Source organism: Paenibacillus marchantiophytorum (assembly GCF_014640555.1).
In the GTDB taxonomy this organism is placed as follows: Bacteria; Bacillota; Bacilli; order Paenibacillales; family NBRC-103111; genus Paenibacillus_E; species Paenibacillus_E marchantiophytorum.
Genome location: NZ_BMHE01000010.1, coordinates 122,435 through 138,779 on the forward strand (window position 1 = coordinate 122,435; position 16,345 = coordinate 138,779).

At 46.5% G+C, this 16,345-nt stretch carries 13 protein-coding genes and 2 pseudogenes; 4 read left to right on the forward strand and 11 right to left on the reverse strand.

Annotation, left to right across the window (positions count from 1 at the left end; translation table 11 throughout):
- Positions 1-382: 382 nt before the first annotated feature.
- From IEY34_RS12690 to IEY34_RS12740, 11 genes and pseudogenes are all read right to left on the reverse strand, one after another.
- Complete coding sequence (locus IEY34_RS12690; RefSeq protein ID WP_189011994.1) at positions 383-1,408, reverse strand: ABC transporter substrate-binding protein; 1,026 nt, start codon at positions 1,406-1,408, stop codon at positions 383-385.
- 137 nt (positions 1,409-1,545) lie between these two features.
- Positions 1,546-2,619, reverse strand: coding sequence for an ABC transporter ATP-binding protein (locus IEY34_RS12695; protein WP_189011996.1), 1,074 nt, complete (start codon positions 2,617-2,619; stop codon positions 1,546-1,548).
- A 22-nt stretch (positions 2,620-2,641) separates the two neighbouring features.
- A complete protein-coding gene (locus IEY34_RS12700) occupies positions 2,642-4,321 on the reverse strand; it encodes an ABC transporter permease (protein WP_189011998.1) in 1,680 nt (559 codons plus the stop codon).
- Positions 4,322-4,380: 59 nt separating this feature from the next.
- A complete protein-coding gene (locus tag IEY34_RS12705) occupies positions 4,381-5,457 on the reverse strand; it encodes an ABC transporter substrate-binding protein (RefSeq protein WP_189012000.1) in 1,077 nt (358 codons plus the stop codon).
- A gap of 222 nt (positions 5,458-5,679) precedes the next feature.
- Positions 5,680-7,371 (reverse strand): alkaline phosphatase, encoded by a 1,692-nt coding sequence (locus IEY34_RS12710; protein WP_189012128.1) that lies wholly within the window; start codon positions 7,369-7,371, stop codon positions 5,680-5,682.
- Between the two features lie 260 nt (positions 7,372-7,631).
- Positions 7,632-8,909, reverse strand: coding sequence for a PTS ascorbate transporter subunit IIC (ulaA, locus tag IEY34_RS12715; protein ID WP_189012002.1), 1,278 nt, complete (start codon positions 8,907-8,909; stop codon positions 7,632-7,634).
- A gap of 35 nt (positions 8,910-8,944) precedes the next feature.
- Positions 8,945-9,190 carry a PTS sugar transporter subunit IIB gene (locus IEY34_RS12720; RefSeq protein WP_229757627.1) on the reverse strand — a complete coding sequence of 82 codons (246 nt, stop codon included), beginning with the start codon at positions 9,188-9,190 and terminating at the stop codon, positions 8,945-8,947.
- A gap of 44 nt (positions 9,191-9,234) precedes the next feature.
- Positions 9,235-11,322: a BglG family transcription antiterminator gene (locus tag IEY34_RS12725; RefSeq protein WP_189012006.1), complete on the reverse strand. Its 2,088-nt coding sequence runs from the start codon at positions 11,320-11,322 to the stop codon at positions 9,235-9,237.
- A gap of 13 nt (positions 11,323-11,335) precedes the next feature.
- Complete coding sequence (locus IEY34_RS12730) at positions 11,336-11,605, reverse strand: HPr family phosphocarrier protein (protein ID WP_189012008.1); 270 nt, start codon at positions 11,603-11,605, stop codon at positions 11,336-11,338.
- 401 nt (positions 11,606-12,006) lie between these two features.
- A pseudogene (locus IEY34_RS12735) lies at positions 12,007-12,552 on the reverse strand (MFS transporter); the annotation flags it as partial.
- A gap of 14 nt (positions 12,553-12,566) precedes the next feature.
- A pseudogene (locus IEY34_RS12740) lies at positions 12,567-13,300 on the reverse strand (SDR family oxidoreductase).
- 76 nt (positions 13,301-13,376) lie between these two features.
- On the opposite strand from IEY34_RS12740, the gene IEY34_RS12745 reads away from it, so the two are divergent.
- From IEY34_RS12745 to IEY34_RS12760, 4 genes are all read left to right on the forward strand, one after another.
- Entirely contained in the window at positions 13,377-13,772 is a 396-nt protein-coding gene (locus tag IEY34_RS12745; protein WP_189012010.1) for a MarR family winged helix-turn-helix transcriptional regulator, read from the forward strand.
- Between the two features lie 248 nt (positions 13,773-14,020).
- Entirely contained in the window at positions 14,021-14,245 is a 225-nt protein-coding gene (locus tag IEY34_RS12750) for a DUF896 domain-containing protein (protein ID WP_189012012.1), read from the forward strand.
- A gap of 161 nt (positions 14,246-14,406) precedes the next feature.
- Positions 14,407-14,970: an NADPH-dependent FMN reductase gene (locus IEY34_RS12755; RefSeq protein WP_189012014.1), complete on the forward strand. Its 564-nt coding sequence runs from the start codon at positions 14,407-14,409 to the stop codon at positions 14,968-14,970.
- On the forward strand, positions 14,963-15,961 hold the full coding sequence (locus tag IEY34_RS12760; RefSeq protein WP_229757619.1) for an alpha/beta fold hydrolase: 999 nt from the start codon (positions 14,963-14,965) through the stop codon (positions 15,959-15,961). The genes IEY34_RS12755 and IEY34_RS12760 overlap by 8 nt, the downstream gene beginning before the upstream one ends.
- The last annotated feature ends 384 nt before the right edge of the window (positions 15,962-16,345 follow it).

Consider the following 16,345-nt stretch of genomic DNA (forward strand, 5'->3'; position numbering starts at 1 on the left):
TGGTTCATTCTTTTCTTTGTTGCAGCTTTTGTTACATGTATCACCTTGATGGTTCATAAACAAAAAAGCAGGAGGGAAATTGGACTGTTTGTGACGATTGTTTTGCTTGGTTTTGCCTTGATATAACAAGGTAAACCAGAAATCCATTTGTGGAGTTGACAAAATACTGATGACTTTTCACGGTTGGTCCTTGCATGAGTCAACTTTACAAAAAACGTCATGAGTTGTTGGAGAGCCGTCTTGTAATCCAAATCCTCCATGAATTAGGATCGTCATGAGGTACCAACGGAATAGCTAACGTATTTGTAGGCGATCATCGTTATCCGAAAAGCTCATTAGAGTTGCGAGAGGCTTGTTAGTAGCCTTGATTGGATTCTTACTTTCAAGGTTCTTCCCTCTGTACGCCAAGCACTTCATGCACCCAGCGATCGATTAGACGTTCGCGGTTAACTCCTGCCCAATCTAGTCGATAACGGATTGTATGTAGCTTGGCGAGCGGTACTGCTTCTTCCGGCGAAACTGCTTCCTGGTTCGTCAACAGTTGGTAGTTGCCGACCTGCTTGCCGAGCTCTTGTGCTTGCTTGGTCAATGCCCAATCGACAAATTGCTTGGCTTCCTTTGCATGCGGTGCGCCATTTATGATGCCAACTGCACCGATTTCGTACCCGGTACCTTCATTCGGATAGCTGACAATAATAGTGCGAAAGCCTTCCTTATAATTTTTGACGGCGACATGGGAAAACATAATTGCGGTTCCGGCTTCCCCCATGCCGATGTATCGCCCCAGTGTGTTGCCGGACGTCGTGTAGGTACGGACTTGAGCATGCAGCTTTTTCATATATTCATATGCTTCTTCCTCGCCCCACAACTGTACAAGCGTCGCCAGCACGGCGTATGCAGTGCCTGAAGAGCGCGGGTCAGCCATCATGATCATCCCTTTATATTTTGGACTGAGCAGGTCATTCCAAGACTGGGGTGTTGGCAGACCAACATCCTGCAGCCAATTTTTGTTCGAGACGAGCGCGATTGAGCCTACATAAATACCTGTCCAGTAGCCGTCAGGATCTCTGTACATCTTGTCGATAAGACGTGTATTAGGCGATACGTAAGAAGTGAGCAGCCCTTCCGATTTGGCTTGGACAAATGTATCCGCAGGACCACCGAACCAAACGCTTGCTGTCGGATGCCCTTTTTCAACGCGGATTTTGTCGAGGATTTCTCCGCCTGACATGCGAACATAGGAAGTTTTGATTCCGGTTTCCTTTTGAAACGCCTCAATCGCTTTGATGGCATGATCCTCGTATAGGCCAGCATAGATAGTAAGCGTTCCTTTCGGATTTACGGAGCAGGACATTAATAACAGGAGGACTGAGACCAATAGCGTTGTTTTATAATAAGTATGTCGCATGGAGCCTCCTACGTTTCGGAACATTCCGGTTACATTTCCATAAACAAGGTATCATCGATTTAATAATGAAGCAATATATATTCATATAAAATAAAGCCCGCAAGGCGGGCTAGAAACAACGAAATGCAGGTGCAACCTTAAGCTGGAATGACGTGAATCGCCTGTTCCGGGAAGTCTAGCGAGACCAGATCGCCTACTTGATGACCTCTCAGCCCCATAGGATTGCTTATGGTTACTTGGAAGCTGTGATCGTCCAGCTCGATTTCGTACTCCTGTGTTTGACCCATGAACACGCTTTTTGTCACTCTGGCTACATTCCGCTTATCTTGCGTAATGACGATCGATTCTGGACGCATGACGAGCGTGACTCGCTGACCTTTCGTAAATTCGCCGTGCTTAATCGCCGTTATCTCCCCGAGCGGGGTGTGTAACTGCAAGCGATCCGCTTGTATATCGAGCACATGGCCTTCCACGAAGTTGGCGGTACCGATAAAGTCAGCCACAAATTTCGTTTGCGGACGCTGATAAATGTCCTGCGGCGAGCCGATCTGTTCGATCCGGCCTTTATTCATAACAATGATCTGATCGCTCATGCTCATCGCTTCGCTTTGATCGTGTGTCACGTAAACGGCTGTAATGCCAAGCTCTTTCTGAATACGACGAATCTCGTCACGCATGACAAGGCGCAGTTTCGCATCAAGGTTCGAGAGTGGTTCGTCGAACAAGAGCACGCTTGGCTCCATGACAAGCGCTCTAGCCAAGGCAACACGCTGTTGCTGGCCACCGGACATTTGTGCAGGCATACGTTCTTTGTAATCGTTCAAGTTCATGACAGTGAGCACTTTATTCACTTTTTTCTCGATGTTAGCTTTACTCATTTTTTTAATTTTTAAGCCGTAGGAGATGTTATCCAATACGTTCAGATGCGGGAATAGGGCATAAGATTGGAAAACCATTGTACAGTCGCGTTTGTTTGGGGGAATATCGTTTACCCGTGAGTCCCCGAACAGGACGTCGCCTGTAGTGATGTCTTCAAAGCCGGCGATCATACGCAGCGTTGTCGTTTTGCCGCAGCCGGAAGGGCCGAGAAGTGTAGCAAATTGACCGGCTTCAATAACTAAGTTTACATCCGATACGGCGTTGACCTGCTTTTGTATGGAACCAGGAAATGCTTTTGTAACATTACGCAGTATGACTGATTTAGCTTCCATGACTTGTTCCTCCTTGCGTCGATTACAGAAGTGATTGTTCTTTTGATCCGCCGCCCAAGAGGCGAAGCAGTAGGTTAACAATTAGCAGTGCGCTGATCATGATGACGATGAGAATGGTACAGTACGCACTGGCGACACCGATCCTGCCGGATTCTACCTGTGTCAGGATGGAGGCGGTGATAAGATTGTATTTGGCTGAGATCAAGAAGATAACGGCACTCATTGCTGTCATGCTCTTGACAAAGCCGTATACGAGACCGCTGAAGAAAGCGGGACGGATAAGCGGCAGCACAATGCTGATAAAGGTTTTCGCCTGACCCGCGCCCAGATTGGTAGCTGCTTCCTCGATAGATGGGTCGATTTGCTGCAATGATGTAATACCTGAACGTATGCCGACCGGAATGGCCCGCACGACGAAGGCTACGATAATAATAAGTGCCGTCCCTGTTAACGCGAGAGGTGCTTTGTTGAATGCCAAGATGTAAGAGATCCCAATGACAGTACCTGGAATAGCGATGGACAGCATACTGACAGCTTCGAGCGCTTTCTTGCCGGGGAACTGCTTGCGTACGACGAGAAAGGCGATAATCATGCCGAGCAGTCCTGCAATTGGAGTCGCGATGATAGCCAGCATGAGTGTGTCTTTCATCGATTTCTGACCGAGTGAGAATACGTATTTGTAATGATCGAGTGTAAAGCTGTTATTAATGCCCCAAAGCTTGATGAATGAGCCGATAGGCACCAGTACATAGAAGGCAATAACAATCACAGATAAGATGAGACAGATGATGAACAATGCGAGGCGGAAGGGGCCGCTTTCGATCATACGGCGGCCGTGTGTTGGCTTGCCGGTGACGGTCACATAGTTTTTTTTGCCGACCCAGAATTTTTGCAGCGCATAAATGACGAACGTAATACCCATGAGTAGTATCGCGAGTGCCGCACCTGCCTGCATATCGTAGCTACCGACCGCTTGCAGGTAAATTTCCCTTGCTACTGTCGTATAGTTGCCGCCTAGTGTCATTGGGTTACCGAAGTCGGCCATTGATTGGACGAAAACGAGCAGGTAGGCGTTGGCAATGCCCGGAACAGTCAACGGGAGCGTAACGCTGAAGAATGTCTTTAGCTTGCTGGCGCCAAGATTCTGGCTGGCTTCTTCCAAGGCTGGGCTGATCGAACGGAGCAGACCTGCCAGCACGAGGAAGGCGATTGGAAAATACGTGAGCGTTTGTACTAGGATGAGACCGTTCAGTCCATATATGTTTGCATTGGATAAGCCTAACAGGTGTTTGGAGATAAAGCCTTGCTTGCCGAACAGCAAGATGGCTGACAGCGAGATTACGAACGGCGGAGAAATGACGGGCAAAATAGCAATGGCATTGAACAGCCGCTTGAACGGCACATTCACATAAGCAAACGTATAAGCGAACATGTAGGCGATAGCCGTGGAAATCGTTGCTACGATTAGAGCAAGCACGAGCGAGTTTTTCAATGCATTGAACAAATTGCCACCGGATAAAATTCGCACAAACGCATCGAGCGAAAATGTACCATCTCTGGTTATATAGCTTGTTTTGACAATTTGATACAGTGGGAAGACAATAAAGACAGCGAGACAGGCCATTACGAGAATAATCGACAACAGAAGAAGCGGCTCTCTCGACAGCCTCCGCAGTTCGCCTGCGGTTTTGGAAACGTTCATGTACGGGGGGCCCCTTTCGTGAAAATGAGAGGGAGATCGTGGACCTCCCTGTGGTGCGGTTATTTATTTACTTCCGCGTTCCATTTGTCTATCAGGCGTTTGCGCTCTTTGCCAGCTTCAGCCGTGTTGTAGTTGATCAAATTGAGTTCTTTAAAGTTGACGCCTTTCGGTGGCTGCTTCGCTTCTGGATTCGTCAAGTTTTGATAGCTGCCTTTGCGTTGGCCAACTTCCTGTGCGCTCGGGCTGAGCGACCAGTCGATGAACTTCTTGGCAAGCTCTTGGTTCTTAGAGTTTTTGATCATGGCGATGGCTCCTACTTCATAACCAGCCCCGTCTTTTGGGATCGTTAATTGAAGAGAGTCAAAGCCTTCTTCTTGAAGTTTAATAATGTCAGATGCAAAAAGGATGCCGACAGCAGCCTCTCCCATACCGACCATTCGGCCCGGAGCGGAACCGCTCGTTGTGTACTGTTGCACTTGCGGGTGGAGTCTTTTAAGGTAATCAAAACCTTTGTCTTCGCTGCCCATCACCTTAAGAGATGTATACAGCGCCGTATATGCCGTACCGGAGGAACCGGGGTTGGCCATGACGACTTGTCCTTTGAATCCCGGACTGAGCAGATCTGCCCACTGTTCTGGAGCCCTAAGGTTATGCTCCTTCAGGAACTTCTTGTTGGATACGAAACCGAGTGCGCCAACGTAGATGCCTGTCCAATTGCCGTCCGGATCTTTGTATTTTTCATCAAATTTCTCAGCAACTGGAGATTTGTAAGGCTGAAGAAGTGATTCACCCATCCCTTGCACGAAAGTGTCCGCCGGACCGCCATACCAGATGTCGGCTTGCGGGTTTTCTTTCTCGGCGCGGATTTTAGCAAGAATTTCGCCGCCGGACATACGGATCATATCCGCATCAATGCCGGTGTCTTTCTTGAATTGCTTCATCGCTTCAATTGCGTGGTCTTCCTGGAAGCCGACATATATAGTCAGCTTCCCTTTTGGAGTGTCGCTCTTCGGTGCGGACGTTGCTGCAGGAGAGGACGTGGATGAGACCATTTTGGACTCTGACCCGCTGCTGCAGCCGACAGCTACGACAGCTGATAGCAGGATGGAGATGCCTACGGAAAATACTTTTTTCATATTTCGATGTTCCCCCTTTATTTGGATAGCTTTATCATAAGTGGCGGCGCTTACAAGAGGAAGTTCAAGTCTTTGCCGTTTAAAGCGGCAGAAAAATACACATTTGCAAGTATGCCGAGCAGAAAGAAGTGATGTGGCACCCTCCGCTCAACAAAAAAGACAAGGGACGTCAAATCCCCTGCCTCCAATGTTCAGCTCCGCCAAAGCATTCTCGTTTGGAATTTATTTTAATACGATACGCTCGGAAAGCGGGTCCCATTTCATCGTTTTGCCGGTTAACTGATTGAACACATCTAGCGACAAGTACAGCGTACTGTTGTCCACATTCACCTTAAACCCACTTTGAGCTCCCTTTAAACTGACTGCACTTGTTTCCACATTCACGCTTGCCTTATTTACACCTTTACTAAGGTTTACCGTTCTTGTCGTTTCGTCCCACTTCACATCGATACCGAAAGTTGCAGCCAATTCGCGAGTTGGATACAGAACATTGCCTTCGCGCGTCACTTTGAACCTCGGATACAAGTATTTTGCTTGCAGCTCAGCCGTAGCCGCATCCAAATCCAAATTCGCTACTTTCGCTACCGCTTTCGCGATATCCGAATTATCCACTTGTCCTTTTACAAGCTCGGCAATCGGACCGTACGCCCATACGCCTACGTCAACCGCAGAATGACCATGACCACTCCAACCGACTAGCATTCGCTTCGCAATGACCGCATTATACGCGCCTTCTTGCACGAAAGATGAACCATCACCAGCCAATATGAACTTCACTTCTTCATCTGTCAAATCGTCAAAGCCGGTGTTATCAGCCACAATGGCCTTCACTTCTTCGGCAGTTTTGGCAGCTTTTAGCTTTGGGCCAATTCCTTCAGATGACTTTTTTGGGCGGTTCCAATTGTTGACGTTCAGCTCATAAATCGTGTCTCGTGAGAGCGAGAGGCCGCCAGTTTCATGATCTGCCGTGATGACGACGGACGTATTCCCATCCTTTTTGGCAAAATCCATCGCTACTTTCACAGCAGCATCAAAATCAAGCATTTCTTGTATAACGGACGGGAAATCGTTCGCATGACTAGCATGGTCGATTCGCCCGCCTTCAACCATCATCGTGAACCCTTTATCGTTTGTAGTTAAAATCTCGATCGCCTTCTTCGTCATATCTGCGAGGCTTGGGGATTTGTCTGTACGGTCAAGCACGTAACTGACGTGAGAGTTGCCGAACAGGCCAAGCGCTTTGCCAGCAGCAGCATCCAAGGCTTGCAGACCTTGCTTGTCGTATACGACCTTGTAGCCTTTTGCTTCGAAATCGGGAATAATCGTTTTGTCTGTACGCTTGCCGTTGTCCTGCTTGCTGACAAAATTTTGCTTGCCGCCGCCGAAGAGCACTTCGATCTTCTGATCCATCAAATATTGTGAAGCTATAGCGCTCTCATTATCGCGACTGCGAACGTGCGAAGCGAAAACGGCAGGTGTGGCGTGTGTAATTCTTGCCGTTGTGACGAGGCCAGAGGATTTGCCCGCTTGCTCTGCAGCTTCGATAATGGAGGCGAATGGCTTCGACACCTCTTCATTCGAGACGCTGACTGCTGCATTGTACGTCTTATGCCCGGTAGCGATCGCAGTTCCGGATGAAGAAGAGTCGGTCACTTCCCCAGATACTACGCCCGTTTCATCTTCGCCGCGTTCAGCAAAGGTAGTGGCTTGGCCGACATAGTACTGATCAAGCTCCAAATGAGGTTTGTTCAAAAAATGCCTGGAGAACGTTCTTGCAGCCGAAACTTGAGCAGGACCCATACCGTCACCGATTAAAACAATCACGTTTTTTGATTTGGGCGTTTTGGCAGCAGCATCTTTCGTATCTGTCGTTGTTGTAGCTCCTGCTTGCAGGGTAGGCATCATCGTTAGCATGAGGCCGGAAAGAAGGATGGATGTCAATGTTTTTTTCAATAATAACGCCTCCAGAATCTTATGAAATAGGATTGAATCTTGCTACCCTATCATAAATGGATGCGCTTACAACTTGGAAGATCAAATTTTTGCCACTTCAAACGGCAGAAAAATGGAAAGGAGGAAATACAAGCGAGTTCTGAGAAAAACAACGAAGAAGATGGTAGGAGGGAATACCAAAGAGCGTTTTTTAATGAGGAGGGGCTGGAACAACCAGCCCTTTACTCTAGCAAACTCGCTATAAGCTGTAGTAGCTCGTGCACGAGAATACCGACGATAGCAAAGTCCGAATCGGCGAATGTCGCGCGGATGAAACCGAGTCCAGACAGAAGCGGGATTAGGAATATAGGCAGTACTGTAATAGCGAAACCGTGGCAGAGCGAAGCGGTGATCAGACCGCGCCGACCGCCGATCTTATAGGCAATGACACCTGCCGCGCCGCCAGAGAAAAAATGAGGTATAACACCTGGAATAATAATCGTATATTGAACGTTAGCGAGCACTGTCATGCCAATTAACCCACCGGCAAAGCTAAGCAGGAAGCCGACGATGGCAGAAATCGGCGAGTAGGTGAACAACGCTGGGCAATCAAGAGCGGGAATTGCGCCCGGTACGACCTTTTCGGCAATACCGTGGAAAGCAGGGATAATCTCCGCTAGCATCATGCGCACACCTGATAAAATGATAAACACTCCTGCGGCAAACCACACGGCTTGAATTGTCGAGACGACAATCAAGTGACGCCCGGAGAACATTTCTCCGATTCCTTCGACAGGAATGAATAATCCAGACACTAAGAATAACACCCAGGTAAAGACGCTTATTACGGTCATATGATCTTGAAAATAGGGTTGTACGTGTTTAAGCCATTCTGAAGCAGGTTTTTGTTCTTTGGAGCGGAATAATGTGGCGATGAAGCCTGCAAGCAGGTAACCGACACTGTTAAAATGGCCGATGGCGAACTCGTTGCCTCCAGTCACCCGGCGAACGTAGGGCTGAAGCACGGCAGGCCCGAAAGACATGCTGAGTGCCAGAAATAGACTACCGAAGGCATACATTTGCCACTTAGGCATCGGTAGTACGCCGAGCAGGCCAGCGAGCATCGAGGCCATGAACAGCATATGGTGACCTGTCAAGAATACGTACTTGATCGGTGTAAACCGGGCAATGCACAGATGTAAGATCATGCCAATCAGCATAAAAATGGCGATTTCCTGACCGTAATTGATCTGAGCCAGGGCGGTCACTGTCTCGTTATGCGGGATGATACCGATGACTTGAAAGCCGCGCTGCACGATCGCTGACAAATTCGACAGGGACGAGCCAGCAGCAGATGCGCCGATTTGCAATAAAATGTAACCAAGCATTGTTTTAATCGTGCCATTAATGATTTTCTGCAGCGGGGCCCTCTGCAGAAGCAAACCAAGCAAAGCGATGAAGCCGAGAAGAAAGGCTGGTTCCCCAAGCATTCCTTTATTGATAAGCTGTGTCCAGTTCATGAGGAGAGCCCACGTCCTTGTCCTCGTTCTTGTCCTTACTTTTCGCGCCAATTGTCGTAAAAGCAGCTTGCAATAAACCGTTCTCTAAGGTGTGTTTTATCCACAATATTATCCAACGCAAGCATCTCGAGGTTGTCGTTCTTTGGCAGGGAATCGATAATTTGCTTAGCACCGACGATTAGATGGATATCACAGCTACCAAGCGAGGAAACATCGGTATGCTCAATATCCGCATCCACACCGAGTTCTCTTAACAACGACTGTAGATTGATGCGAATCATCAAGCTGGTACCCAACCCGCTCGAACACACGATCAAAATTTTTTTTATGGCAAGACCGCCTCCTTTCGGAACAGCCGACTCCATACATCGTTCCGATCTTTTGTTATCTTCAAGAACATCATCCAATCGGGATCGTTCAGTGCGTCCAAAAGGGTTGATAATGCCATCATATGCCGTGATTTATCGGAAGCAGCAAGTGTAATCAGGAGCCAGACAGGTTGGCCGCCAGGTCCTAGTGCAATTGGAGAATGCAGCGTGACCAAAGAGAAGCCTGTTCCGAAAACGCCGTCCTGCGAAGAAGCGTGAGGGAAGGCTATCCCTTCGCCAATGACAAAATGGTGCTTTCCCTCGCGAATCATTTTGGTTAGCTTCTCCTCGTACTGAAGTCCCGTAAGACCACGTTCGCGAAGCAGCTTGCTGCTGAACTGGATGGCTTCCTCCCAATTTGCGGCTTCTTGCTGCAACAGGATAGAGTTGACAGGAAGCAAATCTGTTAGCAGCAGTTGTTCATTGGAGTCGCTTCTGCCCTGAAGCATATAAAGCAGTTCTTTCAGCAGCTCGCTCTTGTTTTTGATTTCGGCATGCCGCTCAGTAATACGAAGAATCTCGTTTATCTTCTGCATTGTTTCGGCTTCCATCGGTCGTGTTAAGGGGGAGATTCCGAGCAACAGACTGATATTCTCCTGATCGATCGACGTCAATAACGGGGATACTTTGAGCAGTGGAACAGGGAGCTGCTGAGCAATGTCAATTGTTGAAAGAATGGCATCCGTATCGGTAAAAGAGATCGTTCTCATCTCTTTGTACGAGAAGCGTCCGATGATCTCTACACTTGGAAAGAGCGATTCCATCCGTCGCTGCAAAATGGCTGAAGTGCCGAGTCCAGAGCTGCAGACGATCGCTATCTGCTTGCGTCTAGGCAATAGCGTTTGGTTTAGACCGCTTGAGACGTGCAGTGCGATGTAACCAACTTCATTTCGGTCGAATGCAATTCCATGCGGTTGAATGACTTCTTGGACGACCTGTTCAATCGTGTCAACCAACGGACCGAATTCGGCTTCCAACTGCTCTAACAGTGGATTTTGTGTCTGTAGTCCGAACTTGGCTCTGTACATCGCAGGTTTTAAATGTATGGAGAGCCCGTGTACGACCCGATCGGCCAACAGAAGCGGATACCCGAGCGTCCTTTCAACCTCAATGACGATCTGCTTAGCAAGCTTTACATATAGCGAATCGCTACTTGCTTGTTCGCGTTCCTTTTGTGCGCCGAGAATGTGCTGGGTGATATATCCGATTTCCTCGGGGGGCACGCTGACAGCAAAATATCGCTCCAGCTCTGGTACCACCAGAGTCTGCGCTGTTTGGAATTCCTCCGTTGCTCCAAGTTCATGGAACAGTTCCTCATTCATTCGGATTAAGTGGCCTGCCTTGAGCCTTTCCATCGCCATCAACAAGTGTAAAATCAATGCTGAATAGCTGGCGTCGGAAAATTCCACCTCCATGCTTTTTTCAAGTGCCCTTACAATGTCAAACAAGAAATGGGCATCTTTCGAAGAAAACCACGAATTCCACGGCTGGGTGCCAATCCGTTCCTGCCTGTCCCCTAGCACGACGAGGAGCAGCCTCTCATCCGTAATTTCTTCACGTAGCAACTCCAAATATGCGACTCTTGTGTAGTGTTCGCTGCCCCTCACCTTGATCCAGCCGCGCTCACGGATGAGTAAAAGTTCACGCTTGGCTAGCCAAGGACTCAGCTCAGCCAAATCGGACAGGAGTGTGCTCTTGCTGATGCGGAGCTCGTCCAAGACGCTGTCGGTTTTTAGGCATGAGGCCTCGAGTAGCTGCTTCAACAGCCAGCGCTGTCGACGCTCTGAGTCCAAATATTCTGGCCGTGTATTCAGCCGTGCAAGCAGTCCAGCCCGTTGCTCGTCAGTTAGCCTAAGACGTATGTCCTGTCCGCGGTTCCGTTCCAATCCGATACCGAGACCTTGCAGCCAATCCTCAATTTGCAGCAGATCGTGTCGAACTGTCCGCGGTGAGATGCTGTATGCCATCGTAAGCGCTTCCAGTGTGACGCTAGCTACTTCATCAAGCAGCCGTGCTAGGATGCTTTGTTGTCGTGCGGATAACATGGGTTGCCTCCGATTATTCGTTTTGTGGAAAATGGTTCCGTATAAGTGCAACAAGCGTAGCAAGCGCCTCGATTTCGTCGGGACCGGAAGTCCGAATGTGGAGTTCGTCTTTATATTTGGCGGCAAGTGTAAGCAGTTGCAGTGCGCTTTTGCCGTCCGCAGTGAGTCCTCCGGTTGTGACGGATATATCACTGGCGAATGTTTTTGCTAAGCTAACCCATACAGCAATAGGTCTGGCGTGCATGCCAAGCGGATGATTAAGTGTGACAATTAATTCATGCATAAGTTCTCCTCTTTACGTCATTTGTGCTGCCAATATTGTAGCATGTAATGTTGCGTTGTAAAGCAAATAGACACAGAACAAATATCTCAATGGGTGTAGTACAATTAATTGTTGCACCAAATCCTGGTTCCTCTGCCCCGACATTGACGAAGTAAAGAATTTACTCAAAAGGGTAAAAATACTTCGTCTTTTTAATTTGATATATTTTGTATTCTTAAAAAGGAATAAGTATCCTTCAATGAGGTTAGCGTCGAAGGAATGACAGGTAACAATTAAATTGAAAGATGTATTCAAGAGCAGCATTGTTAATATTGTAAACTTAGTTAATGCTTTAGAGTCTGTGGTTGCAGAAGCTAAGAAAGTTAATGTCAGGATTGAAATAGCTGACATTAAAGGCCACTCGTACGCTTCGTTACATTTTCTAAGTACCTCAGTCCTATTAACAATCCTATCCCTAGTAACGGCAAGGAAAACCAAAATAGGTAACGCCAGGACAAGTATTCAATCAGCAGCCCGGATAAGGACGGGGCGATGGCAGGCGCGAACATGATGACGAGGCCGACGGAGCCCATCGCCGCGCCTCGCTTCTCTGGCGGATAAGCGACAAGGATCATATTGAATAAGAGCGGAAGAAGCAGGCTCATGCCGATTGCTTGCAGAACACGGGCTGCCAATAACATTTCGAAACCGAACGCCATCGCCGCGATCAAAGTGCCGGCTATCGAACTCACAAGCGAGATGATGAACAACTGCCTGGAGGTGAACCACTGCAGCAACAATCCGGTCATCGGCATAAGGATGCCGAGCGTCAGAAGGTAGCCTGTCGTTAGCCATTGCGCGGCAGAGGCCGATATGTGGAAGACCTCCATCAGATGGCTGATGGCGATATTCAGCGCCGTTTCACTGAACATGCCGACGAAGCCGCAGACGAGCAAGGACGTCATCATAAGGTTTCGATGATTCAATTCATTCCTCCGTTAACATGGATGGTCTGACCGGATCCAATCGGCTTTATCGCTCACTAGGTATTCAATGGCATTGGCGATATCCACAGGAGTACCCGTGCGGCTAAGGGGAGTTCATGCCCTTCATGAACTCAATTTCTTCTTCTGACTTGCCAACGAAGAATTGGTCGGTTTGTATCGGGCCAGGTGCTACTGCATTGACGGTAATTTGTTTGGAACCGAATTCCTTGGCTAACTGACGAGTAAGGTGTTCAACCGCACCCTTGGTGCTCGCATAGACACTCATATCAGGGAAGGTTAGTTTCGTCCCTGCTGTAGAGATATTCACAATTCTCCCGTTGCTTTCCATATGCTTCCATGCTTGCTGATAAGCAAAGAAGACCCCTTTGACGTTAACCGAGAATTGATGCTCGAACTCCTTCTCAGTCACCTCGGACAGAGGGTTGTTCGTGATTACCGCCGCATTGTTAATCAGAATATCCACTTGGCCGAACTCAGCCATCGTCTTGGTGAACATCTCCTCAATCTCATTTATTCTGCTGAGATCGGCGCGAACCGCCAACGCTTTGCTTCCATTGCTCAAGATCGTATCCACCAAAGCTAACGCATCCTCTGCGCTATTCGAATAATTGATGACCACCTTGGCCCCTAATTCCGATAACCGCTCGGCAATGCCACGTCCAATTCCTCCAACTTTCTTGTGTATTGGTGTGTAATTAAGTTGGGCAATTGTTACAATTAGAAATTTAATCGTTAGACAGGAGGAGTCCAGCATAGATACCAACCCCGACACCTCGTTTCTGGAAATGCTGCAGCTTATCGGACTTAAATTAAAGAAACAAGCCGATGAGAGCATTAAAGAACTGGGCTTGAATTCTCAGCAAGGAAAATTAATAGCCTTCATCCATGAACATCAGGAACAAGGCCTTATTCAGAAAGATCTCTCCGAACGTTTCCATGTGCGCGGAGCAAGCATCACAAGCATGCTTCAGGGACTTGAGAAGAAGGGATATATCGAACGGAAGATTCCCGCTCATAACGAACGGCAGAAGAACATCTATGTTCTGCCCAAGGGCCTTGCCTTGATCAATGACTTCGAACTATCCTTCCAACGGGTAGAAGAGAAGATCGTTCAGAATCTCAACGAAGAAGATCAGCAAGTTCTTCAACAACTTTTGACGAAGATTAATCAAAATCTGTAGTCATTGTTGAGAACTTGAATACAAATTCCGCTGTGAAATAAAGTTATTGGACACATATTAATGAGAAACGAGTGCTCTCTAGGACCTTACAAGTCCTGAGTTACACTCATTTTTAGCTTCGCTAAACTTATTTTAATTGCTTTTAGATTGAATACAAGCTATTGACAGTTATCTTAAAATCATGTATCTTTAAATTAAGATAAATGATTTTAAGATATTAGGCAGACGACTTTAAGGAGGTAATGAGAATGATTCCAATTTTGAATCGTATTAATGAATTGAGCAGAATTGAGCGCAGTTCAGGTCTATCTGATACTGAGAAAGCGGAACAAGCAGCGCTTCGGACGCAGTATTTACAGATTTTACGCGGGCAACTATTAACAACGCTTCTGAACGTGTCTGTTATGGATGAATTTGGGAACGATGTTACGCCTAAAAGGCTTATTGATAAAAAAGCAGCTAATAATCAATAATTTTTGTTGTATATCTTAAATTTAAGATTATATAAATTAAGACAGTTTTGCCGGTTGGTAACCAGCGAGGTTAATAGCAGTGGCACCTAAACTAATTTTTTTCCACGCATAGTAAGGAAAGTATGTATGATTATATGAGAATGAATTCTGGAGGTTGGCTGATGTCAAAAAGAATAGGGATTATTGTAGGAAGTTTGAGGGAGAGCTCTTTTAATCAAATGATTGCGAATTCGATTCCAGAACTTGTAGATTCCGCGGAATATGAATACATATCGATTGCTAATCTTCCCCTCTACAACGCGGATTTGGATCATGAAGAAGGGCCAGATCCAGTTAAGCATTATCGCGAGGCGATTCAAAAGACGGAAGGCATTCTCATTGTTAGCCCGGAATACAACTCAGGCATACCAGGAGTACTAAAAAATGCACTGGACTGGGCATCGACACCTACCAGAACAGCCGTCTTAATTCATAAGCCTGCAGGTGTGATAGGCGCAACACCTGGTGCAAAAGGGACGATTCTTTCGCAGCAGCAAATCAGGCAAACGTTGGATGCCACCCAGTCCTATGTGATGCCGGCTCAAAAAATGTATATTTCTCAAATCACGGATAAGATTGATTCAAATACTCGTAAGCTCACGGATGATACGACTCGCAAATATTTGCAGCGTTATGTTCAATCATTTTTGCAATGGATTCACCAGGTAGAACGGCTTAATGAGTAGTAAGGTTAATATGGAGGCTATTATGAACTGCAAATTCATGAATAAATCTTCAACATATAATCAATCGGTGATCTACTGGAAACAATATCAGAAATTTTTTCCTGAAGAAATGCAGATAAATGAAAACCTTTTACCAACAGAAGAATGGATGACTTGGAACAATGTTCATATTCATCTAGATCGTATGCCTGTTCCGCATGCAAAATTAAAAATTGTTTTCATTCATGGTGCTGGTGGCAATGGCAGATTGTTGGCTCCTTATGCACGAATGCTGCAAAAATGCGGTTATGAAGTCGTGTCGCCGGATCTACCGCCTTATGGTTTAAGTTATACAAATTCGGTAAAATCATTAGATTATCAGCTTTGGATTGACATACTAGTTGAATTGATCGATCAGGAATTGAAACAGGACGGCAAACCTATTATCTTGCTAGGTACCAGTATAGGAGGGATGTTAGCTTATCACGCCGCTGTACAGAGTAAGCGAGTCAAAGGGTTAGTTGCAACGACATTTGTTGATACGAGTAATTCGAAAGTTCGTGATCAGTTAGCTCCTAACAAACTCATTAGTCGGTTAGGAAAATTTTTTATGGACAAATTTCCTTTTTTATTAGATTCCTTGCATATCTCTGTTAATAAGGTATCTCGGATGAAATTGATTACGAATAACGTCGAAATGACCAAACTCATTATGAACGATGCTCATGCAGCAGGCACGAAAATTCCTCTACGCTTATTAAGAACGTTCTTAAATATGAAACCGGTAATAAAACCCGAGAATTTTGATGTTTGTCCGGTATTACTCGTTCATCCTCAATTAGACCCTATGACTCCTTATAGCTTCAGTAAACCGTTTTTTGACAGTATAAAATGTAAAAAAGAATATGTAGTTTTAGAGGGTGCTGGTCATTTTCCGATTGAACAGCCGGGGTTGGAGCAGATGAATGTTGCTGTGCTTTCTTTTTTGAAAACAGTAGAGAATGAATTATAAGTAGCATAAACGCCCAGCTAAAAGTGCTGTTCATTTCGGAGAACTATAGTGATAAAAACCAGTCAAACACTGTATTCTCGTGTTTTTGACTGGTTTTTACTTATTCTTCAGTCAGTTCCCGCTCGATTTCTTCTTAGGGGATATAAGGGCGCTCAAGCGCCAAGTATTCATGACGTACCTGCTGATTACAGCCCGAGGATCCTTCGGGGCGAGACCTTATCTTACACAAAGTTCTTGACGCTACCTCCATGATAAATCATCATGGATTTTTTTGTATGAATTTGTTCTATTAAATACAATGTTTTGTTAATTGTTGACGAAATACTGAGGGGCTATAGTAGGTGTGTAAGCAGGACGCTATAATTTCTTCAACAAATATCTTTG

Excerpts from the sequence above, each read along its gene's own strand:
- IEY34_RS12690 (WP_189011994.1), bottom strand. The coding sequence starts at position 1,408 with ATGCGACATACTTATTATAAAACAACGCTATTGGTCTCAGTCCTCCTG.
- IEY34_RS12695 (WP_189011996.1), bottom strand. The coding sequence starts at position 2,619 with ATGGAAGCTAAATCAGTCATACTGCGTAATGTTACAAAAGCATTTCCT.
- IEY34_RS12700 (WP_189011998.1), bottom strand. The coding sequence starts at position 4,321 with ATGAACGTTTCCAAAACCGCAGGCGAACTGCGGAGGCTGTCGAGAGAG.
- IEY34_RS12705 (WP_189012000.1), bottom strand. The coding sequence starts at position 5,457 with ATGAAAAAAGTATTTTCCGTAGGCATCTCCATCCTGCTATCAGCTGTC.
- IEY34_RS12710 (WP_189012128.1), bottom strand. The coding sequence starts at position 7,371 with ATGCTAACGATGATGCCTACCCTGCAAGCAGGAGCTACAACAACGACA.
- ulaA (WP_189012002.1), bottom strand. The coding sequence starts at position 8,909 with ATGAACTGGACACAGCTTATCAATAAAGGAATGCTTGGGGAACCAGCC.
- IEY34_RS12720 (WP_229757627.1), bottom strand. The coding sequence starts at position 9,190 with ATGATTCGCATCAATCTACAGTCGTTGTTAAGAGAACTCGGTGTGGAT.
- IEY34_RS12725 (WP_189012006.1), bottom strand. The coding sequence starts at position 11,322 with ATGTTATCCGCACGACAACAAAGCATCCTAGCACGGCTGCTTGATGAA.
- IEY34_RS12730 (WP_189012008.1), bottom strand. The coding sequence starts at position 11,605 with ATGCATGAATTAATTGTCACACTTAATCATCCGCTTGGCATGCACGCC.
- IEY34_RS12745 (WP_189012010.1), top strand. The coding sequence starts at position 13,377 with ATGCTGCAGCTTATCGGACTTAAATTAAAGAAACAAGCCGATGAGAGC.
- IEY34_RS12750 (WP_189012012.1), top strand. The coding sequence starts at position 14,021 with ATGATTCCAATTTTGAATCGTATTAATGAATTGAGCAGAATTGAGCGC.
- IEY34_RS12755 (WP_189012014.1), top strand. The coding sequence starts at position 14,407 with ATGTCAAAAAGAATAGGGATTATTGTAGGAAGTTTGAGGGAGAGCTCT.
- IEY34_RS12760 (WP_229757619.1), top strand. The coding sequence starts at position 14,963 with ATGAGTAGTAAGGTTAATATGGAGGCTATTATGAACTGCAAATTCATG.